This window comes from Shewanella sp. SW24 (genome assembly GCF_025653395.1).
GTDB lineage: Bacteria > Pseudomonadota > Gammaproteobacteria > Enterobacterales > Shewanellaceae > Shewanella > Shewanella oncorhynchi.
In genome coordinates, this window is sequence record NZ_JAKKSH010000019.1 from 1 (window position 1) to 21,203 (window position 21,203).

15 protein-coding genes and 2 pseudogenes are annotated in these 21,203 nt (G+C 44.2%); 9 read left to right on the forward strand and 8 right to left on the reverse strand.

Going from position 1 to position 21,203, the window contains the following annotated elements:
- Both L5M17_RS15365 and L5M17_RS15370 read left to right on the forward strand, forming a co-directional pair.
- Positions 1-214, forward strand: a pseudogene (locus L5M17_RS15365) (IS30 family transposase); the annotation flags it as partial.
- 28 nt (positions 215-242) lie between these two features.
- Positions 243-1,517: pseudogene (locus tag L5M17_RS15370) on the forward strand (hypothetical protein); the annotation flags it as partial.
- Positions 1,518-1,621: 104 nt separating this feature from the next.
- Here the strand turns inward: L5M17_RS15370 and astB are convergent.
- On the reverse strand, positions 1,622-2,956 hold the full coding sequence (astB, locus tag L5M17_RS15375; protein ID WP_173244483.1) for an N-succinylarginine dihydrolase: 1,335 nt from the start codon (positions 2,954-2,956) through the stop codon (positions 1,622-1,624).
- 330 nt (positions 2,957-3,286) lie between these two features.
- On the opposite strand from astB, the gene topA reads away from it, so the two are divergent.
- Positions 3,287-5,929 carry a type I DNA topoisomerase gene (topA, locus tag L5M17_RS15380; RefSeq protein ID WP_263148393.1) on the forward strand — a complete coding sequence of 881 codons (2,643 nt, stop codon included), beginning with the start codon at positions 3,287-3,289 and terminating at the stop codon, positions 5,927-5,929.
- Positions 5,930-6,189: 260 nt separating this feature from the next.
- Here topA and zomB read toward each other — a convergent pair whose 3' ends face one another.
- Positions 6,190-6,969 (reverse strand): flagellar motor control protein ZomB, encoded by a 780-nt coding sequence (gene zomB / locus L5M17_RS15385; protein WP_028759720.1) that lies wholly within the window; start codon positions 6,967-6,969, stop codon positions 6,190-6,192.
- 228 nt (positions 6,970-7,197) lie between these two features.
- Here zomB and cysB point away from each other — a divergent pair, with 228 nt between their 5' ends.
- Positions 7,198-8,181, forward strand: coding sequence for an HTH-type transcriptional regulator CysB (cysB, locus tag L5M17_RS15390; RefSeq protein ID WP_028759721.1), 984 nt, complete (start codon positions 7,198-7,200; stop codon positions 8,179-8,181).
- Positions 8,182-8,247: 66 nt separating this feature from the next.
- Here the strand turns inward: cysB and L5M17_RS15395 are convergent, their stop codons facing one another.
- From L5M17_RS15395 to L5M17_RS15410, 4 genes are all read right to left on the reverse strand, one after another.
- The gene (locus tag L5M17_RS15395; protein WP_263148394.1) at positions 8,248-8,910 is read right to left on the reverse strand and encodes a response regulator transcription factor; all 663 of its coding nucleotides are present in this window, start codon (positions 8,908-8,910) and stop codon (positions 8,248-8,250) included.
- 220 nt (positions 8,911-9,130) lie between these two features.
- Positions 9,131-9,595: an acyl-CoA thioesterase gene (locus tag L5M17_RS15400; protein WP_168825401.1), complete on the reverse strand. Its 465-nt coding sequence runs from the start codon at positions 9,593-9,595 to the stop codon at positions 9,131-9,133.
- Between the two features lie 180 nt (positions 9,596-9,775).
- A complete protein-coding gene (locus tag L5M17_RS15405; RefSeq protein ID WP_028759724.1) occupies positions 9,776-10,840 on the reverse strand; it encodes a 3-deoxy-7-phosphoheptulonate synthase in 1,065 nt (354 codons plus the stop codon).
- Positions 10,841-11,022: 182 nt separating this feature from the next.
- A complete protein-coding gene (locus tag L5M17_RS15410) occupies positions 11,023-11,835 on the reverse strand; it encodes a pyruvate, water dikinase regulatory protein (protein ID WP_028759725.1) in 813 nt (270 codons plus the stop codon).
- 124 nt (positions 11,836-11,959) lie between these two features.
- Here L5M17_RS15410 and ppsA point away from each other — a divergent pair, with 124 nt between their 5' ends.
- The 4 genes from ppsA (at position 11,960) to L5M17_RS15430 (ending at position 18,629) form a co-directional block, all read left to right on the forward strand.
- Complete coding sequence (gene ppsA / locus L5M17_RS15415) at positions 11,960-14,329, forward strand: phosphoenolpyruvate synthase (RefSeq protein ID WP_028759726.1); 2,370 nt, start codon at positions 11,960-11,962, stop codon at positions 14,327-14,329.
- Positions 14,330-14,427: 98 nt separating this feature from the next.
- Positions 14,428-17,469 carry an FAD-binding and (Fe-S)-binding domain-containing protein gene (locus tag L5M17_RS15420; protein ID WP_263148395.1) on the forward strand — a complete coding sequence of 1,014 codons (3,042 nt, stop codon included), beginning with the start codon at positions 14,428-14,430 and terminating at the stop codon, positions 17,467-17,469.
- Positions 17,470-17,594: 125 nt separating this feature from the next.
- A complete protein-coding gene (locus tag L5M17_RS15425) occupies positions 17,595-18,068 on the forward strand; it encodes a DUF1285 domain-containing protein (RefSeq protein WP_263148396.1) in 474 nt (157 codons plus the stop codon).
- A gap of 144 nt (positions 18,069-18,212) precedes the next feature.
- Positions 18,213-18,629 carry a MarR family winged helix-turn-helix transcriptional regulator gene (locus tag L5M17_RS15430; RefSeq protein WP_105252679.1) on the forward strand — a complete coding sequence of 139 codons (417 nt, stop codon included), beginning with the start codon at positions 18,213-18,215 and terminating at the stop codon, positions 18,627-18,629.
- A 136-nt stretch (positions 18,630-18,765) separates the two neighbouring features.
- Here the strand turns inward: L5M17_RS15430 and L5M17_RS15435 are convergent, their stop codons facing one another.
- Entirely contained in the window at positions 18,766-19,110 is a 345-nt protein-coding gene (locus tag L5M17_RS15435; protein ID WP_011789104.1) for a hypothetical protein, read from the reverse strand.
- Positions 19,111-19,321: 211 nt separating this feature from the next.
- Positions 19,322-20,356 carry a Glu/Leu/Phe/Val dehydrogenase dimerization domain-containing protein gene (locus tag L5M17_RS15440; RefSeq protein WP_028759730.1) on the reverse strand — a complete coding sequence of 345 codons (1,035 nt, stop codon included), beginning with the start codon at positions 20,354-20,356 and terminating at the stop codon, positions 19,322-19,324.
- 280 nt (positions 20,357-20,636) lie between these two features.
- Between L5M17_RS15440 and L5M17_RS15445 the strand changes: the two genes are divergently transcribed.
- Positions 20,637-21,086: a DUF4826 family protein gene (locus L5M17_RS15445; RefSeq protein ID WP_263148397.1), complete on the forward strand. Its 450-nt coding sequence runs from the start codon at positions 20,637-20,639 to the stop codon at positions 21,084-21,086.
- Positions 21,087-21,203: the final 117 nt, after the last annotated feature.

Sequence of the window (21,203 nt, forward strand, 5' to 3'; positions counted from 1 at the left end):
GCAGGTGTATTTTGCGCACCCTTATCGTTCTTGTGAACGTGGTGCGAATGAAAACGCCAATGGATTACTGCGGCAGTACGTCAAAAAAGGGGTTGATTTGAGGCTAGTGAGTAATGAATTAATCGAATTTGCTCAGAATAGAATTAACTATCGACCCAAAAAGTGTTTGAAGTTTAAGCAGCCTGCGGTGGTGTTTCACCAGTTAGCTGCTTAATTGTCGAGTGTCGCACTTCGGAGTTGAATTCGGGAGTAACCAGTTAGTTAACTTTAGTTTGAACACTACGACGGGAGGCATAGTGCTTGACCCATCAAGTGCAACGACTAACAATCAAGGCATTGTTCAGACAGTTGTAAGAACAGGGACTGTTGCTACTTCGGTAAGAGTAACAGGCACTATTGCTGGCTCTTCGCCAGTTATTTCAAGTCAATCAAGTCAGCTCATCATCTCGACAGGGATACCCGATCAAGACAGTTTTTCACTTTCTGCAACAGTACTCAATGCTGAAGGTTGGAACGTTGATGGCACCAAAGTGACCGTTACTGCACGCCTAGCCGATGCATTCAATAACCCTGTTCCAGATGGCACAACAGTATCTTTTACCACTGAAGGTGGCTCTATTGAAGATGCTTGTCAGACTGTTAAAGGTACATGTAGTGTTGTTTGGACGAGTCAGTTAACTAGGCCTGAAGGGCAGTCTCTTATTGACGCAACAGGCGCATTAATTCGCAATCCTATTGCGATACTTGCGCCTAATTTAGGTAATTATTATGGCCAGAAATATGGTGGTCGAGCAACTATTACTGCAACTGCGATTGGCGAAGAATCCTTCCCAGATCTTAATGGCAATGGTCGCTTTGATTCTTCTGAAGCAACAGCATTTTTAACTCAAAAGGATGTAAGTGGTAAGCCATTTGATTTGGATGATGCTTTCAATGATTATAATGAAGATGGCATTTTTAATCCTCAGCAAGCGGGTGGACAAATTGGTGGGGAATTAGAAGAGTTAATTGATTTTAATTCTAATGGTGTTTTTGATATAAAAGATAGTAAATATAACGGTGTACTCTGCTCTGAGCCTGCACATGCTGCTTGTGCTGATGGTATTACAGATTCAAAATCACTATATGTGAGAGGCAGTTTAGTGATTGTCATGTCAGGAAGTACTGCTTATGCGACTCCGATTGCTGATGTGCTTATCGACGATAGTTACAGCATCAGCAAAGACCAACGTATTGACTTAATAGGTAAAGATGCCGCTACTGTTTATTTCACTATATCTGACTTACATAACCAACAAATGCCTGCTGGTAGTATTGTTAGATTTAAAGCAAGCGCAGGTTCTGTTGCTAGTAGTGCTCAATATATTTGGCCAAGTAGTAACTATAACGCGGGACGTGAGTTTAGTGTGACACTGAAAGGTGAAGAGCAACCTAATGCAGGTACTCTTATTGTTGAGGTTGAAACCCCTAATGGGTCAGTGACTCAGGTTCTATCTATTCCGATTAGAATCAGCTAGTTTTAAGGACCTTATTCAAATAAAAAGAGCATCTAAGGTGCTCTTTTTCTATTGTAGGTCTGTCGAATTTTATAATGATGTAGTTCCAGCGTTAGGAATAATTCCTAACGCTGGAACTGATACACGCTACCTAGTTTCATGATCTGTGTCAGTTCATCTAGAGCTGTTCGAGATTCGATGATTAGCTGAGGGTCTGCAAGATCTTGGGTGGTTAATCTGTCTCGATAATGTTTGTCTACCCAAAGGTTTAAACGAGTAAATAAAGCATCATTCATCAGAGTGTGTTGATTTACCGCTGCGACTTCCACTTCATTCATGGCGACACGTAAACGAAGACAAGCAGGACCGCCACCGTTTTGCATGCTTTGTTTTACGTCGAAATAAAGCACTTGCTTAATCGGCGTGTTTAACGTGAGTAATTCGTTCAAATAGGCAAATACCGCGGGATTTTCTTGGCAATCTGTTGGGGCAATAATCGCCATTTCACCGGATGGCAACGTAATAATTTGAGTATTGAATAAATAGCTTTTGACTGCGTCGTTAATTGCTACTTTCGCGGTTGGCACTTCAATGAAATACAGCTCAGTGTCGAGTTTACGTTTAATTTCATCGATCTTATTCTGGGTATTTAAGAAGGCTTGTTCGTGGTAGAACAGGACATTTTGATTACCTACTGCGATAACATCGTTATGGAATACACCTTGATCAATCACATCAGGATTCTGTTGGATGAAGACGCAATTATCGTCTTCCAGCTGATGTAAGCGTGCGACTGCCATCGACGCTTCTAAGGTTTGTCTTGCTGGATATTTTTGCGGTTTAGGTGCATTGGGATTAGTGGCTTCTTGTCCATAAACAAACAGCTCAACACCAGCATGGCCGTATTCATTGCAGAGACGAGTGTGGTTTGCGGCACCTTCATCACCGAAGCTATTATGCTCAGGTAAGTGACTATGGTGATGAAAATAGTGGGGATCACTGAAAGTTGCTGTTAATATGCGCCCCGTTGTCAAAGGCTCGATGCTGCGATGCAGTTTGTCGACTAAATTTGCTGGGGTGAAATGCAGTTTGCCGTCACGTGTATCTGCACTTGGTGAGACGGTAGCGGCATTGGCTGTCCACATACTGGAAGCACTGCAACAGGCATTAAGTAACATAGGCGCTTCTTTTGCCGCTTGTTTTAATACATTAGCATCAGAGCCGGAAAATCCAATTCGGCGCAATGTATAGAGATCTGGGCGCTCTTGAGGAGCTAATATTCCTTGAACCATGCCCATATCGGCTAGTGCTTTGGCTTTTTGGAGTCCTTGTTTTGCTGCAGCTTTGGGGTTGGAAACTAAGGCGGCATTGCTAAGTGAGGCTACATTGCCAAAAGACAACCCTGCATAATTGTGTGTTGGTCCAACGAGTCCATCAAAATTCGCTTCAAAGTGCTTCATTGCTTATCCTTGTGATAGGGAAAGTTATTATTTGTTCATATGGTCCCTGAGGGAACCCAGTATACTGAAGCTTTTCGAGTGCACAAGCGGACGGTTTTGTGCTCAAAGCGACTTTTTCACGATAAATGCATAACTATTTCTTGCTTGCTGGCAAATAATGAAATATTAGTTTTTAATTACGCATATTATATTTTTACATTTTTTCAACTTTGATTAAAAAGTGACTCGCTGGTACATATAAAAGAGGGATTAACTTGAAACTATCAGTACAACCCTCTATATATGGTGCCAATTTCCACCTTCTTGAGATTTTTTGGCGCAAATTAAACTATGGGTAAATCGCTAGTTATTGTCGAATCACCGGCCAAAGCTAAGACTATTAATAAATATCTTGGCAAAGAATTCATCGTTAAATCGAGCGTAGGTCACATCCGTGATCTGCCGACATCATCGACTTCAGAAGGCAATGAAAAGGTTAAATCCGCTGCCGAAGTTAAGAAGATGTCGCCAGAAGAAAAAGCTCAATATAAAAAGGTGAAAGATCAGCAAGCGCTAGTGTCTCGTATGGGCGTAAACCCTGAAAAGGGCTGGGCGGCTAAGTACCAAATTTTGCCGGGTAAAGAAAAAGTCGTTAAAGAGTTACAGGCACTTGCCGATTCTGCTGACCAAATCTATCTCGCAACCGACTTAGACCGTGAGGGAGAAGCTATCGCCTGGCATTTGCAAGAGGTGATTGGTGGTGATCCTTCACGGTATCAACGTGTTGTTTTCAACGAAATTACTAAGTCTGCGATTCAAGATGCTTTTAGTAAACCGTCGACACTCGACACTAACATGGTTAATGCCCAACAAGCGCGCCGCTTCTTAGACAGAGTTGTCGGTTTTATGGTGTCGCCTCTGCTGTGGAAAAAAGTCGCTCGTGGTTTATCCGCTGGGCGAGTGCAGTCGGTTGCCGTGCGTTTAGTGGTCGAACGCGAAAGCGAAATCAAAGCCTTTGTGCCTGAAGAATTTTGGGATGTACACGCAGAGCTCAATACGCCCGCTCAAGAAGCTTTGCGGATGGAAGTGGTTAAGCATCTAGATGCTGCCTTTAATCCTATCAATGAACAGCAAGCGATGGCTGCGGTTCAAGCGTTATCTGCGGCAAGTTTTACTGTGCTGGCCCGCGAAGATAAAGCGACTCAAAGTAAACCATCGGCTCCTTTTATTACGTCGACACTGCAACAGGCCGCGAGTACACGTTTAGGTTTTGGTGTAAAGAAGACCATGATGATGGCGCAGCGACTTTACGAAGCTGGTCATATCACTTATATGCGTACCGACTCGACCAATTTGAGTCAAGAAGCCGTTGAAAACTTGCGTGATATGATTGCTAAAGAGTTTGGTGATAAATATCTACCCGCCGAACCGATTCGATACGGATCAAAAGAAGGCGCACAAGAGGCTCACGAAGCGATTCGTCCATCGAACGTTCAAGTGCAAGCAGCGACCTTATCTGACATGGAACGTGACGCTCAGCGCTTATATGAGCTTATTTGGCGCCAGTTTGTCTCATGTCAAATGACACCTGCACAATATGATGCCACTAAGTTGACCGTGAAAGCGGGTGACTATGAGCTCAAGGCTACTGGACGTACTTTACGTTTTGATGGTTGGACTCGCGTGCAAACAGCACTCAAGAAGAAAAACGAAGAAGACAATACGTTGCCATTTGTGGCACAAGGCGATGTATTAGCATTAAAAGAATTGCAGCCTAAACAACATTTTACTAAGCCGCCAGCACGATACAGCGAAGCTTCTTTAGTAAAAGAATTAGAAAAACGCGGCATTGGCCGCCCATCAACCTACGCAACCATCATTTCAACGATTCAAGATCGTGGTTATGTAAAAGTCGAAAATCGTCGTTTCTATGCCGAAAAAATGGGTGAAATTGTCAGCGAACGATTGGTGAGCAGTTTTGCTGATTTGATGAGCTATGACTTTACCGCCAGCATGGAGCAAACATTAGATGATGTGGCTCGGGGCGAGTTAGACTGGAAAAAAGTACTTGATGGTTTCTATGCTGACTTTACTAAGCAATTAGAAAAAGCAGAGCTGGATCCTGAAGAAGGTGGTATGCGTCTTAACCAAATGGTGATGACGGATATCAAGTGCCCAACTTGTGGTCGTCCTATGGGGATCCGCACTGGAACGACAGGTGTTTTCCTTGGTTGCTCTGGTTATGAATTGCCCCCTAAAGAACGCTGTAAGACGACGATGAACCTCACGCCTGGCGTTGAGGCGATTAGCGAAAACAGTGAAGATGCCGAAACAGATGCACTGCGTGCGAAGCACCGTTGTAGTATTTGCGGCACGGCAATGGACAGTTACCTGATCGATGAGAAGCGTAAGTTACACGTCTGCGGTAACAATCCAATCTGTGAAGGCTATGAAGTCGAAGAAGGCCAATTCAAGATCAAAGGCTATGAAGGTCCACTGATTGAGTGTGATCGCTGTGGTCACGATATGGAACTGAAAAATGGTCGTTTTGGTAAGTACTTTGGCTGTACCAATGAAGAGTGTAAGAATACCCGTAAATTACTGAAAAATGGTGAGGCGGCGCCGCCAAAAGAAGATCCTATTTATTTACCTGAACTGAAATGCAGTAAATCGGATGCCCATTTCGTATTACGTGATGGTGCGGCGGGTATCTTCTTAGCGGCTAGTACTTTTCCTAAATCACGTGAAACCCGTGCGCCTTTGGTTGAGGAACTGGTTCAATACCGTGAGCTGCTATGGCCTAAGTATCAGTATTTAGCGGATGCGCCAGTCACTGATGATGAAGGCAATAAGGCTGCGGTGAAGTTTAGCCGTAAGACGAAAGAGCAATACGTTGCGACTGAAGTCGATGGCAAAGCCACGGGTTGGTCTGCGCATTACGTCAATGGGAAGTGGGTGAGTGAATCTACCAATAAGGCCAAGAAAGGCGCATAGCGACGGATTAAGCTAGCTTAACGCTAAGAGAACAACAAAAAAGCCAAGTCAGATATGACTTGGCTTTTTGTTTGCATTTTCGATATCAATTTGTTGCTATAGATAATAATTCAAACATGTTGAGTACTTTACACTTACTGAGTACTTTACACTTACTGAGTACTTTACACTTACAGATACAAACTGACTCACAATGACGCGGTAGCATGAGTGGCAAATGTGTCGCTAATTCAACTTAACGGTAAGCAAATAGAGACTGATCACCATTTCTTTTTAGGTTGAAACAGCATATCGATATCATCTTCTTCATTTTTAGGTCTAGGCGCACTGGGCTCAGATTGTTTCTGTGCCCCCATAATTTCATCAAGTAATTGTTTAGCCTCATCGACTTTACGCCCAATGAAGGGATCATTAGGCGTTTGTGCCTTAATGGCGTGTAATGTTGATAGGGCTTTGGTTACCATTTGTTTTGATGAGCCATATTGCTTCATAAAACTGGCCGCGCGGGCACGAGAAAGCATAGAATCGACATTAATTCTGAGCTGTAAACTGTCGATGCGGCTTTCTTCTTGAGCAAAAATGCTCGGATCGACTTTACCTTTATTATGCTCGGCTCTGAGTATCGCCTTTAATTTTTTTAAGGTTTGAACAAGCGCTAAAATTTGTTTGTCATTATCGGGTAGTCTGAAATTCTCAATTGGAGGAGTTTGAGGTTGTCCAGACTGTAAGCTTGTTATTTGATTATTAATATCGGCTAAGCGACGTTGGTAGTCAGACTGTTGTTGGCCATTACTGATCGCTGTTGCAGACTGCAAGGCATCTTGTACACGCCGGTACAAAACCAATACTATATTCGTGCTACAAGGCATCATTCCTGTGTTTGATAACACAGTTTCAGTTTCATCGATAATTGCTCTTTGACGGGCAAATTCAATGCGACGCTCAGCCTCTACACGTTCTTTTTGTTGCTGTAATACGTTAATTCCGATAACAAGCAGTAAAAGCGCACCGATGAGGATCAGAACCAAGGTGAATGACATAGATGTTCCATTATTTATCCAATTGAGCTAATGCTACAATAAATCAATAAACTAGCATAGTTATCTTAGCCTAGGTTATCATTTCTGTCGTATGAATCTGTAGACTTGTGCTCTATATTCCTATTTGCTTTAATTTTTACTATATACTATAACGATTGATTATAGCTGAGAGTGCTTTGAGGGCTCAGTTGTTAATGGCATTTTGCGTGTTTGAGACAAGGAAATAAGATGAAACTGCAACAACTCAGGTATATTGCTGAGGTCGTAAAACATAACCTCAATGTATCGGCGACAGCTGAAAACTTGTATACCTCTCAACCTGGGATCAGTAAACAAGTTCGTATGCTTGAAGATGAGTTGGGGATCCAAATATTTGGTCGTAGCGGTAAGCATTTAACCCATGTCACACCTGCGGGTTTGCAAGTGATCAGCATTGCCAATGATATTTTAGGTAAAGTTGAAAGTATCAAAAAAGTGTCTGAAGAATATACTAAGCCAGATCAAGGTGAGTTAAATATTTCCACAACAGATACTCAGGCACGCTATGCATTACCGACGATAATTCGTCAGTTTATTGATCGCTATCCTAAAGTGAACTTGCATATGCACCAAGGGACACCGTCGCAGATCAGCGAACAGGCGGCTCGCGGTGATGCAGATTTTGCCATTGCGACCGAAGCAATGCATTTATATTCAGATCTGATCATGTTGCCTTGTTACCACTGGAACCGCTCTATCGTTGTGCCCAAAGACCATCCTCTTGCGACCCGCAATCAAGGCAGCTTGATTAGTATCGAAGATTTAGCCCGTTTCCCCTTAGTGACCTATGTCTTTGGTTTTGATCGTGCTTCTGAAATTGAGAAAGCGTTCAATCGGGCAAATTTAGAGCCGCGTGTTGTCTTTAGTGCGACCAGTGCCGATGTGCTTAAAACCTATGTTCGTTTAGGATTAGGCGTGGGTGTCATCGCGTCTATGGCCATTGATCCAAATGTTGATAAAGATTTAGTCGCTATTGATGCTGGTCATTTGTTTGCCCACAGTACGACTAAAATTGGTTTTAGGAAGGGCAGTTTCTTGCGCAGTTATATGTATGATTTTATTCAGCACTTTGCGCCGCATTTAACCCGTGATGTGGTGGAGAAAGCCGTAGCTTTACGGGATCAACAGCTCATAGATGAAATGTTTGCCGATAAAAATCTGCCAATGCGTTAATTGGCAATGATTTACTGATATAAAAAATGCCGCTAATATAAGCGGCATTTTTTATGGGTTTAGCGATTAAGATAAATCGACTTTATCCATCTCGAGTTGCGCAAGGGCAATAACTGCTTGAGTGCGGTTGCGAACGCCAAGTTTTCTAAATATGGCGGTAGCGTGCGCCTTGATGGTCGCCTCAGACACGCCAAGATCGTAGGCTATTTGTTTATTTAATAACCCTTCGGCAAACATCTGCAACACTTTATATTGTTGCGGCGTGAGATCGGATAACTTGCTGGCCATTTTATCAATGGCATCGTCATTGATAGCAATAATCTCAGTGCCTTTAGGCAACCAAATATCACCGAATAACACCGCACTTAGCGCCTCTTTTAGGGTTTCCATTGAAGCTGATTTAGGAATAAAACCACTGCTGCCATAATGAATCGCACGGCTAATGGTATTGATATCCTCGTGGGCTGAAATCACCACAACGGGTAACTCAGGATAATGTGAGCGTAGGTGGATAAGTGTGGAGTAGCCGTGGGACCCCGGCATCTGCAGATCTAACAGTACAAGATCGTAATCGATGCTTCGAACATCCAATACAGATTGCAGTGCGTCAGCACTGTCGGCTTCAAACCACTGTGCATGCTCGAAAGCGCTGGTCAGCGCTTGACGTAGTGCATTTCTGAACAATGGATGATCGTCTGCGATAATAATATTTAAGTTTTCTAGCTTCATGGCTTTTATGATTATGTTCGGTGCGCGTGAAGATTGAACTCAATGTAACAGAAAAGTAATCAAGGATCCTATTGCTTTATTCAGGAATAAGGACAAAATTTTGATATGTTTCTGGTTGTTAGACTTTGGTCGGTGTTTTACAGGGAAAAAGATGGACAGTATAGTTTCAATTGAAAGCCCGAAAGTACGGGCTAACCTATACTTTAAAATCGTCTAAAAACTACCCATATGTCCACACTTTTGTAGGATTTCGTTGTTCGTCAACCGCAACAAAGGTGAACACACCACGTATGGCATGCTCTCGATGGTCTTGATACATGTCTTCGACATAGATGTTGACTTCAACTTTTAATGACGTATTACCTACATGGATCACACGAGCGATGAGTTCGGCTAGTGTGCCAGCTGGGATAGGCTTTTTAAAATCAATTCTATCGGAACTCACTGTGACTAAGGTTTTACGGCAGAAACGAGTTGCCGCAATAAAGGCTGTTTCATCCATCCACGCTAAAGCTTCGCCACCAAATAACGTATTGTGATGGTTGGTGATTGAGGGGAATACTGCTTTAATCACGCGCGCTTCTGAGGAATCAATTCGAGTTTGAATCGCGTCAGGAAAGGGTGTTTCAGCGGCTTCGATTCGTGAGGTATTTTCGGTGTTTGTGGACATGGGGGTAAGCGACATACAGCAACCTAAGGTAATGCAGCAAAATAAGCTCGAATTATAAAGATTTATGGTGGTTAAAGATAGAAAACTACAGGCTTTAAGGTGCAGTAGGCATATGACTGAGGATAATGTCATGCTTCCAATAAAAAAACCGAAATGAGATCGGTTTTTTATTGGACGATTTATTTTACTTCAGATTTATTTGGTTAACAGTGCTTTTCTTTCGCGGGAAGCCGCTGCGAGCTTACGTAGCAGAATTTCAGAGTCGTCCCAATGTAAGCAGGCGTCTGTGATACTTTGGCCATAACAGAGTGGCTGGCCTTCAACGACTTTTTGATTACCTTCTTGTAAGAAGCTTTCAGCCATTATACCTGCGATGGCAGTGCTGCCAGCACGCATTTGAGTCATAATTTCATCGGCGACCATCAGTTGTTTGAGATGGTTCTTCTCACTGTTTCCGTGGCTGAAATCGATAACCATACGTTGAGTTACCCCAACAGATGCAAGCTGTTGACGCGCTTCTTCGATATCTTGTGCGTGATAATTAGGTTTTTTACCACCACGTAGGATGATATGGCCAAACGGGTTACCGTGGGTGCGATAGACCGCCATAGCGCCATCTTTATCTGGTGAATAGAAAACATGTGGCACTTGTGCGGCACGCACTGCATCAACGGCAATATTGATGTTCCCATCAGTACCATTTTTAAAACCAACCGGGCAGGACAGTGCTGAAGCCATTTCACGGTGGACTTGGCTTTCCGTAGTACGCGCACCAATCGCACCCCAAGTAATGAGATCCGCTATGTACTGACCGTTCACCATATCTAAAAATTCGGTGGCGATAGGCAATTTTAATTCAGTGATTTGTTGCAGCAACTCGCGGGCAATGCGTAAACCTTTGTTTGGTTCGAAACTGCCATCGAGATCGGGATCTGAAATTAATCCTTTCCAACCGACAATTGTGCGGGGTTTTTCAAAATAGACGCGCATTAAGATACACAAGTCATCTTTCAATTCCTGGTGTAACGCGGCTAAGCGTTGAGCATAATCTAATGCCGCTTTAGTATCGTGGATTGAACATGGGCCTATGATCACTAATAGACGTTGGTCTTCACCCATAATGATGGCTTCGACTTCACGACGTTGCTGAACCAGATAATCGGCTGCATCTTGAGTTAATGGGAACTCAGATGCCAGTTGCGCAGGTGAGATGACTTTTGCTAATAAGGAAGTGCGTAGTTCGTCTGTTTTTATGGTCATTCAAAATACCGAGCTTGCGTGCGGCGCTTTTCGCCAGATTGCCTCGGATTATAACGAATCGAACCGAGTTGCACAGTGCCAATTGCGTTAATTGTCGGCAACTGTGCAATGAATTTGATTTAAGTTAGTTTCTTTTAGACTAAATTCACTCGGTTTCTTTTGCTGATTTTGGCTTATTAGGCTTAGAACATATGCCGTTCTAGGCCCGTGACATCTAATATTTTAGTGGCAATTTCTTCCACGGAATGATTAGTGGTGTCTATGTAAGGAATGCGTTCGCGTTTAAACAGCATTTCCACTTCTTTGACTTCTAAGCGGCACTGTTTGAGCGATGAATAGCGGCTATTCTCCATTCGACTCTGACGGATTTCATGTAAACGCACGGGATCAATCGTTAAACCAAACAGTTTTTTCTTATTGCGTTTCAGCGCTTCAGGTAACTTAAGGTTATCCATATCATCTTCGGTGAAAGGGTAGTTTGCCGCTTTTATACCGAACTGCATTGATAAATACAGGCTCGATGGCGTTTTGCCACAGCGAGAGACCCCAAGTAAAACCAGATCGGCTTGATCCATATGTTTCATGGTCTGGCCATCATCGTTATCCATGGCGAAATTAATGGCATCAATACGCGCTTCATAGCCGTGATTCGCTTTTCCATGGGTTCTATGTACAACTGGAGAGGCAGAAACACCTAAATGTTGTTCGAGTGGGGCCACAAAAGTATTCAAAAAATCATAATCAACCCCTTCACTCGAGTAGATGATGTCGCGGATCTCGGCTTTTACGATGGAATGGAATACTAACGGCCGCTCACCTGTTGTAATAAAACAATCATTAATTTGTCGCTTAACTTGCTCCGCTTTCGTCAGAGTTTCGACAAATGGAATCGTAAGTGACTCAAATTCTAATGGAAATTGCGAGAGAACCGCATGACCAAAAACTTCAGCTGTGATCGCTGTCCCGTCGGAGATATAGAATACTTTTGGTGCCATACTGACCTCTTGTAGTAATAAAATTACAAATAAAATTATAGATTTACGCGTGTTCGACAGGAGTGTAAAATGCCGCTGCCCTCGTGTGAAGGGGCCACTGAAATAAACTTGCGGAGATAGAACTGTGCAGCAATACGTACTCTGGTATCAAGAATTAGGCATGGGTGACGTCAACTTGGTTGGCGGTAAAAATGCTTCTCTAGGCGAGATGATCAGCAATCTGGCCAATGCCGGTGTTCAAGTACCTGGCGGATTTGCGACAACTTCCCATGCGTTCAACGAGTTCCTTGAACAAAGCGGAGTTAACCAGAAGATTTATGACATTCTAGCCACACTGGATGTAGATGATGTCAATGCGCTGGCTAAAGTAGGTGCACAGATCAGACAGTGGGTTATCGACACTCCATTTCAACCAGCATTAGAGCAAGCGATTCGTGAAGCTTACGATAAACTTGCCGCTGAAACTAGCGAAGCGTCATTCGCGGTACGTTCTTCTGCAACAGCTGAAGATATGCCAGATGCCTCTTTTGCGGGTCAGCAAGAAACCTTCTTAAACGTAAAAGGATTTGAATCCGTACTGACAGCGATCAAGCATGTGTACGCTTCACTCTTTAACGATCGCGCTATTTCCTACCGTGTGCATCAAGGTTATGAGCACCACGGTGTTGCCTTGTCTGCTGGCGTACAACGCATGGTTCGTTCAGATAAAGCGGCTTCAGGTGTGATGTTCACTATGGACACTGAATCTGGCAATAATGATGTGGTGTTTATCACTTCATCTTTTGGTCTGGGTGAAATGGTTGTTCAAGGCGCGGTAAACCCAGATGAATTTTATGTTCATAAACCTATTTTAGCCTTAGGTCACAAGGCTGTTGTGCGCCGTAATATCGGTAGCAAGCTCATCCAAATGGTGTATTCAGATGATGCTGCTCACGGCAAACAAGTCAAAATTGAAGATGTTACTGCTGACAAACGTCGTCAATTCTCTATCAATGACGCTGAAGTTGAAGAATTAGCCAAACAAGCCATGGTGATCGAAAAGCATTACGGTCGTCCAATGGACATCGAATGGGCAAAAGACGGCAATGATGGCAAATTGTATATCGTTCAAGCGCGTCCAGAAACGGTTCGTAGCCGTGAAGATGTGCAATTGATTGAACGTTATCACTTAAAGAGCCGTGGCGCTGTGATCTGTGAAGGTCGCGCTATTGGCCATAAAGTGGGTACTGGTGTAGCCAAAGTATTAACCTCAATCGCCGATATGGATCAAATCCAACCTGGTGATGTGTTAGTGACAGACATGACAGATCCTGATTGGGAACCTATCATGAAGCGCGCAAGTGCTATCGTCACAAACCGTGGCGGTCGTACCTGTCATGCGGCAATTATCGCCCGCGAATTAGGTGTGCCAGCGGTGGTGGGTTGTGGTGACGTGACTGACCGTATCAAGAATGGTCAAATCGTGACTGTTTCTTGCGCCGAAGGTGACACTGGCTTTATCTACGAAGGTAAACAAGAGTTTGAAGTGATTTCAAACCGTGTTGACTCTCTGCCTGCATTGCCAATGAAAATCATGATGAACGTGGGTAACCCTGATCGTGCATTTGATTTTGCTCGTTTGCCAAACGAAGGTGTGGGTCTAGCGCGTTTAGAATTCATCATCAACCGTATGATTGGTATTCATCCGAAAGCACTGCTCGAATTCAATCAACAGGATGCAGCGCTGCAAACTGAAATCAACGAAATGATTGCTGGTTACGAATCACCTGTTGAGTTCTACATTGCCCGTCTGGTTGAAGGTATTGCGACTATCGGTTCAGCTTTCTATCCGAAGAAAGTGATCGTACGTATGTCAGACTTTAAGTCTAACGAATACGCAAACTTGGTTGGTGGTGACCGATACGAGCCAGAAGAAGAGAACCCAATGCTGGGCTTCCGCGGTGCGAGCCGTTATATCTCTGAATCTTTCCGTGACTGTTTTGCCCTTGAGTGTGAAGCGATCAAACGCGTTCGTAATGACATGGGTCTGAAAAACGTTGAAGTCATGATCCCATTCGTTCGCACAGTGAAAGAAGCTGAGCAAGTGGTCGGCTTGCTCAAAGAGCAAGGTTTAGAACGTGGTAAAGACGGTTTACGTGTCATCATGATGTGTGAAGTGCCTTCAAACGCCCTGTTAGCAGACCAATTCCTTGAGCATTTCGATGGCTTCTCTATCGGCTCAAACGATTTAACTCAGCTGACACTCGGCCTTGACCGTGACTCAGGTATCATTAGCCATTTATTCGATGAGCGTGATGAAGCCGTTAAAATGCTACTCTCATTAGCCATTAAAGCGGCTAAAGCGAAGGGCGCTTACATAGGTATTTGTGGTCAAGGTCCTTCAGATCACGCTGATTTTGCCGCTTGGTTGGTAGAACAAGGCATAGATACAGTGTCATTAAACCCTGATACTGTGATTGATACTTGGTTGTATTTAGCCGAAGCGCACGGTTGATCTAGATAGTAATTTTATAAACTTGTTAAAAAAGCCGCTTTTTAGCGGCTTTTTTTTGTTTATAATGGCGCCATAACGATAATTGACAGAAGCCATCTATGCTACCCCTGCTATCACATCAACAAACATTAGAGCCAGTGTATTTGGCATACCTTGATGCACTGGAGCAAAGTGAGTATTCCGGTGATATAGACAAACGTTACAGCGCCCGTTTAGTGCAAGCCACCGACAACTCTGTATATCAATTTTTGCCTCAAGCCGTGCTTTATCCTAAAAATCAGCAGGATATTCAAATTGCATTGACGCTGGCTGCTACGGACGCATTTCGCAGCGTGACCTTCAGTGCGCGGGGCGGTGGTACGGGCACCAACGGACAATCTCTGACCCATGGTTTGATTTTGGATGTGTCGCGTTACATGAACCGTGTGCTCGAAGTGAATGCTGAGCAAGGTTGGGTTCGAGTCGAAGCTGGCGTGATTAAAGATGCGCTTAACGATGCATTGCGTCCCCATGGATTCTTTTTTAGTCCCGATTTATCCACTTCAAACCGCGCCACTATTGGTGGCATGATCAATACCGATGCCTCGGGTGCGGGCTCACTGGTCTATGGTAAGACGTCAGATCACGTGCTGGCGCTGCGCAGCGTGTTGATCGATGGCAGTGTGCTGGATACGCATCCCCTAGATGCGGGACTACTGTGTAACCCCGATAATGTCAGTGATAATCCGCTGGGGCAGAAACTGATTTCTGCTGTGGCGGCGGTATGCCGTGAAAAGCGTACTCAGATTGAAAACCAATTTCCGAAGCTCAATCGTTTCCTCACCGGCTATGACTTAAAACACGTGTGGAACGACAACCTGACGCAATTCGATTTATCACGAATTCTGACGGGCTCAGAGGGCACGCTTGCGGTGATAACCGAAGCCAAACTCAATCTCACCCCGCTGCCGACTGAGCGCGCTATGGTGAACATTAAGTACGATTCGTTCCAATCGGCATTGCGTCATGCGCCATCTTTAGTTGCCGCGCGGGCGACTGTGGTCGAAACCGTCGATTCAAAAGTGCTTAACTTAGCCCGTGAAGATATTGTCTGGCATTCAGTGGCTGATCTTATCCAAGAAGTGCCAGGTAAAGTTATTGATGGCCTCAATATGGTCGAATTTGCAGGTGACACGGTCGAAGTTGAGCAAAAGCTCGCGAGTTTGGAAGCTGTGTTAACTGAGCAGATCAGCAAAGGCGAGTGCGGTGTGTTGGGTTACCAAGTGACGCAAGATAAGCCGAGTATCGAAAAAATTTACGGCATGCGTAAAAAAGCCGTTGGCTTACTCGGCGCCACTAAAGGTCGCCGTAAGCCTATCGCCTTTGCTGAAGATACTGCGGTACCGCCCGAAAAACTCGCCGATTACATTATGGAGTTTCGCGCGTTACTCGACGGGCATAATCTGCAATACGGTATGTTCGGCCATGTGGATGCGGGCGTGTTGCATGTGCGACCCGCGCTCGATATGTGCGATGTTGAAGATGAAAAATTACTACGAGTCATTTCTGATCAAGTCGCGGCACTGACACTTAAATACGGCGGCCTAATGTGGGGCGAGCACGGTAAAGGCGTGCGCGGTGAATACGGTCCAGCTGTCTTTGGTGATGAACTTTTCGGTGTGTTGCAAGATATTAAAGGTTTGTTTGACCCCGAAAACCGACTCAATCCCGGCAAGCTGGTGGCGCCTAAAGATACAGGTGCCCTCTATTACGATGTCGACAGTGCTAAGCGCGGTAAGTTTGATCGACAAATCCCCGTTGATGTGCGTGATGCGTTCCCCGATGTGATGAATTGTAACGGTAATGGCCTGTGTTTTAATTACAGTAGCTATTCGCCCATGTGCCCATCGTTTAAGGTGACGGGTGACAGAGTGCAGTCACCTAAGGGGCGTGCAGGGCTCATGAGAGAGTGGCTAAGACTGCTTGAGGCTGAAGGGGTTGATGTTAATGCCCTCGCAAAAGCGAAACCTTTTGGTATATTGCAGCGCATACAAAATACCATCAATGCCAAACGTGATTATGATTACTCCCACGAGGTGATGGAATCGCTCAAGGGCTGTTTAGCCTGTAAAGCCTGCTCTGGACAATGTCCGGTTAAAGTGGATGTGCCTAAGTTTAGGGCGCAGTTCTTCAATATTTACTATCAACGCTATTTAAGACCCGCGAAAGACTATCTCGTTGCCGGGATTGAAGATAGCTTGCCATTGATGGCTGCGGCACCGCGTCTCACTAACTTTGTTGCACAAAATCCATTGAGCCAATGGGTGATTAAACAGGCGATTGGTTATGTGGATGCGCCTGCATTATCTGTGCCGACTTTGAAGCAAAGACTCGATGGTCATGCAAGCCGTGGTTACGACTTAGCTGCGTTGCAAGCGATTCCAGAAGAGAAGCGCTCGCAGTTTGTGTTGGTGGTACAAGATCCCTTTAACAGTTTCTATGATTCAGGTCTTGTGCTGCGCTTTATCCAATTGATTGAAAAGCTCGGCTTAAAGCCGGTGTTATTGCCCTACAAACCCAATGGTAAGCCAACACATATCAAGGGATTTTTAGATAAGTTTGCTAAAACGGCGCAGTCGAGTGCAGACTTTTTGAACCAAGTCCATAAACTGGGCATGCCCATGGTCGGTATCGATCCTGCCTTAGTCTTGTGTTATCGCGATGAATACCGTGAAGTCTTAGGGGCTAATCGCGGTAATTTTGAGGTCAAGTTAGCCAACGAATGGCTACTGAATGTCATCAAAGATTTACCTGCAAAAGCTGCGCAAGATAAGCAATATACTTGGTTTAGTCATTGTACCGAATCGACTGCCAAGCCAAATACCGCCAATGAGTGGACTAAAATCTTTGCCCATTTTGGCGCTAAGTTAACCGCAGTCAATTTAGGTTGTTGTGGTATGGCGGGAACTTATGGTCATGAGGCGGAAAACCTCGAGAGATCTAAGGCCTTGTTCGACATGTCTTGGCAGCAAACGTTAGCAAAAATTGAGCAGCCGCAAGTGTTAGTGTCTGGCTATTCGTGCCGTAGCCAGGTAAAACGTTTTGCTGGTTACAAGCCAAAGCATCCACTTGAGGCCTTACTCGAGTTAGCAAATATCTAGTGGTGTTTATATCGTTTTGATTGCGTTAGTCAGATCGTAATTATCCTCACTGGTATATCCAAGTGTTGAATGTCACACTAAAGCCAGCCGCAAGGCTGGTTTTTTTATGGATGATGGAGGCCTAGATGGAAAAGATGACTGACAGTATTCAGCACACACTCAAACAATTCGCCGCCGATAGTAAGCTAACCTCGGTTGCGCCATTGTGCAGTGAAGCCCCATTGTTTGACATTAACGCCTTGGGTGATTGGACCTATCTAGGCACATCGCTGCCAGCAAAGTTTGCTAAGTTGTTCGCCAGTATTTTACATTGCATTGATGATGAGTATTTCTTAATTACCCCAGTGGAGAAGGTGCGAGTGCGGGTTGAAGATGCTCCCTTACTGATTGTCGATTTCGAGCGAGCGCAACCCCATTCGCTGCTCAATGTAAGAACCAGTATTGAAACACAGCACCATAAAGTCGATATAAAACAGATGAAGCTCACCGATGACAGTGTTTATTTGCCGCTTGAGCGCGGTTTATGGGGCAAATTAGGTCGGGCCTGTTACTATAATTTTGTGAATGAATTCAATTTATCTGATCTAGATGGGGAATGAGCTCGTAGGTTAATCACATAATTTGCTGTGGTCTAAGCTAGTTTATTATGGGTTAAGTGGTAGTATTAAAACTAACTCTGGGTTCCTATGATGGCGTGCAGAGTAAGTGAAAACGCGTTAAACCTTTGCTGTAGGAGGTGCTGTTTGAATCGTTATGAAAGCTTAGGCTATCTTGTATCCCACTTAAATATCGAGCTGCAAAATGAGCTTGATCTGCATCTTAAGCGATATCAACTCGATATAAAACTGTGGCCTGTGCTGTTTGCTTTGTGGCAAGAAGAGGGCATAAGCCAAACTGAATTGTCTAAGCGTTGCGATGTGGCAAATTACACTATGACGCGCTTACTCGATCAGTTGCAGGTGCAAGGTCTTATTACTCGCCATCAAGAAGTCGATAATCGGCGTGCCTTCCAAATCTTTTTGACCGATGAAGCCAAAGCATTAGAGCAAGATCTTATTTGCGAAGCTGAGCGGGTCAATGAAAAATTCCTGTCAAATCTAAGTGAAGATGAACAACAGACATTCATTTTACTATTAAATAAAATCAACCGTTTGGCTTGAGATTTTGAATCTAATGGGTATGGAGGAAAACTGTGGTTTAGCCGTTTTTACTTCTATCTGTATGTGATTATCTAAATCATGTTCCCAGTTTAATCCCACCCACTATGCCTCACTTTGCGGGATTAAACTGGTTTGATTAATTCAAGTAAAGTGCAAAGACGCAAAGCAGACTGACGGCTATCACTGAGTGCTGTAAATAACGACGGCTGGCTAATAAATTTTCTTTGCCTTGTTTTAGGCTAGCGACGAGTCTATGTTGCTTATAAATTCGGCACATGAGTTCATCAGTTTGGGGATCGATAAGCAGTTCAAACTTGCAAGGCGCGCCGTCTTTAAGCTGAATGGTATGCTCGCTTTGAGGCTTAAAGTTAAGCTTGTGCGACACCATCTGGCCATTAACGAAGACCCGCTCTAAACCACTCCAATTGCTGGCTTGCAGTTCTACCACATCTTGGTTGAGATCATATTTGAAACGGATCATAGCGCTATCCTGTGCTGGGACCTGATAGACTAATTCAAGCAGACAAATATGACGTTTTCCAGCGTGATTAAATGAATATTCTGTGTCGAAATTAAAAGCGCGGCTAAACCATGAGCTTAGTGATAGATTAAATTTTAGATAACAAAAAAGCGACCAGAAGTCGCTTTTTTCAATATTTGGCGGGCATAAAAATAATAAACGCGTAGAAAAATTACTGCTTAGCGGCTTCGATAATGGCTTTCGCCATTTCATCAGCCACGGCGCCGGTTGTACGGTTCTGCGCATCGGCTTGGCTGAATATTTTCAGCAGCGTGTTGTAAATTTCTTCTACTTTAGCAGTCGATTTTGCTGCGTCGTAATCTTTTTCGAACGACACGTTGATAATGCCGCCTGCGTTAATCACATAGTCTGGCGCGTATAGTATGCCCATTTCTTTCAGTTGTTCACCGTGGCGTACTTCGGCTAATTGGTTGTTGGCACAGCCAGCAACAATTTTGGCTTTCAGTTGCGGTAAGGTCGCATCGTTTAAGGTTGCGCCAAGGGCACAAGGTGCATACACATCCACATCTTGCGCGTAGATTTCTTGAGGTGCGACAACAATGGCACCAAAGTCGGTAGCGACTTTGTCTAATGAGGCTTGATGAATGTCGGTAACAATCAGTTCAGCGCCTTCGTTATGCAAGTGTTTGCACAGATAATAGCCAACGTGACCGACGCCTTGAACGGCGATTTTAAGGCCTTTAAGGCTGTCTAAACCAAGTCTATGTTTAACCGCAGCTTTGATGCCTAAATAAGTGCCAAGGGCTGTGAACGGTGATGGATCGCCACTTTTGCCTTCAAGGCCCGCCATATAAGGGGTTTCTTCATGGGCGATCATAATATCAGCCGTAGTAGTGCCAACATCTTCCGCTGAATAGTAGCGGCCACCTAGGCTGTTAATCAAACGGCCAAAGGCGCGGAATAGGGCTTCGCGATCTTGTCTTTTCGGATCGGCAATGATCACTGATTTGCCACCGCCCATGGTTAAACCTGCTAGGGCATTTTTATAAGTCATGCCACGAGAGAGGCGTAATACGTCAGTAAGGGCTTCATCATCCGATTGGTAGTTCCACATCCTACATCCACCCACGGCAGGACCAAGGTTAGTGTTATGGATGGCGACAATGGCCTTTAAGCCACTTTCTTTATCATGACAGAATACAACCTGTTCATGTTCGTCAAAGGATACATGATTAAATACAGCCACGTGAATTTCTCCGCTATACACAATGAAAAAGCCGACGAGGTGAGCCTCTATCGACTGCTTGTTATATTTATTGCAGAACCATAGCATTTAGCGATACTCTCAACCATGCATAATGACCGAATAAATACATTATTTGTGGCAATTTAGCTTTCCACTTTACGTAAACGTAAGCTTTGCGATTAAGAATGGATTGTACTGAATTTAACGTAACGAATAGAATGAATCGCGTACTGATCCCAAGAATTAGGCTCGCGTTATAACAATAAGATAGGACGGAAGTATGACTGAACAAGCTGTCGACCAAACTCAACAAAATTTATCAGCTGAAGAAATAGAAAAGCTGCGTCAAGAGTGGGTCAGAACTCAATTTCAAAAAGCTAATCGTTTTCTCGCTGAAAAAGGCGTGATCCCAAGCAAAGTCCTAGCCGATGAAAGCCGTTATCTTGCGCCTTATATGGCGATTTGGAAGATGGAATCAAAGCGTCCAAGCAACAAAACCTATTGGGTGATGTCAGGTGATTTACCGTCGGATTTTGTCGATGTGAAAGTGGCGGTGACGGCCCGTGATGCCGTGCGTCATTTCTCTATGATGTGGCAAATGCAGGCGGAAAACTTAGTGCGTTCGGGTGCAACCCGTGATGCCACTCAGGCTAAATTTGCTCAATTATTAGTATCGCGTGCCGAGAGTTTATATCGTATGCACAATGACGATAAACTGTGGAATGCTTAAACTCAAATGAGTTGAGGATTGTATTTAGATAGTATTGAGTTAATACAGTCACTTGTGTTGATTGCTCAAAATAACGGCATAAATAATAAAAAGGCACTCAATTGAGTGCCTTTTTTA

What these genes read in the sequence shown, in the direction of transcription:
- zomB (WP_028759720.1), bottom strand. Translation starts at nt 6,969, where the DNA reads ATGTCATTCACCTTGGTTCTGATCCTCATCGGTGCGCTTTTACTGCTT.
- topA (WP_263148393.1), top strand. Translation starts at nt 3,287, where the DNA reads ATGGGTAAATCGCTAGTTATTGTCGAATCACCGGCCAAAGCTAAGACT.
- L5M17_RS15445 (WP_263148397.1), top strand. Translation starts at nt 20,637, where the DNA reads ATGACTGAACAAGCTGTCGACCAAACTCAACAAAATTTATCAGCTGAA.
- L5M17_RS15395 (WP_263148394.1), bottom strand. Translation starts at nt 8,910, where the DNA reads ATGAAGCTAGAAAACTTAAATATTATTATCGCAGACGATCATCCATTG.
- L5M17_RS15425 (WP_263148396.1), top strand. Translation starts at nt 17,595, where the DNA reads ATGGAAAAGATGACTGACAGTATTCAGCACACACTCAAACAATTCGCC.
- L5M17_RS15435 (WP_011789104.1), bottom strand. Translation starts at nt 19,110, where the DNA reads ATGATCCGTTTCAAATATGATCTCAACCAAGATGTGGTAGAACTGCAA.
- astB (WP_173244483.1), bottom strand. Translation starts at nt 2,956, where the DNA reads ATGAAGCACTTTGAAGCGAATTTTGATGGACTCGTTGGACCAACACAC.
- L5M17_RS15400 (WP_168825401.1), bottom strand. Translation starts at nt 9,595, where the DNA reads ATGTCGCTTACCCCCATGTCCACAAACACCGAAAATACCTCACGAATC.
- L5M17_RS15405 (WP_028759724.1), bottom strand. Translation starts at nt 10,840, where the DNA reads ATGACCATAAAAACAGACGAACTACGCACTTCCTTATTAGCAAAAGTC.
- cysB (WP_028759721.1), top strand. Translation starts at nt 7,198, where the DNA reads ATGAAACTGCAACAACTCAGGTATATTGCTGAGGTCGTAAAACATAAC.
- L5M17_RS15410 (WP_028759725.1), bottom strand. Translation starts at nt 11,835, where the DNA reads ATGGCACCAAAAGTATTCTATATCTCCGACGGGACAGCGATCACAGCT.
- L5M17_RS15420 (WP_263148395.1), top strand. Translation starts at nt 14,428, where the DNA reads ATGCTACCCCTGCTATCACATCAACAAACATTAGAGCCAGTGTATTTG.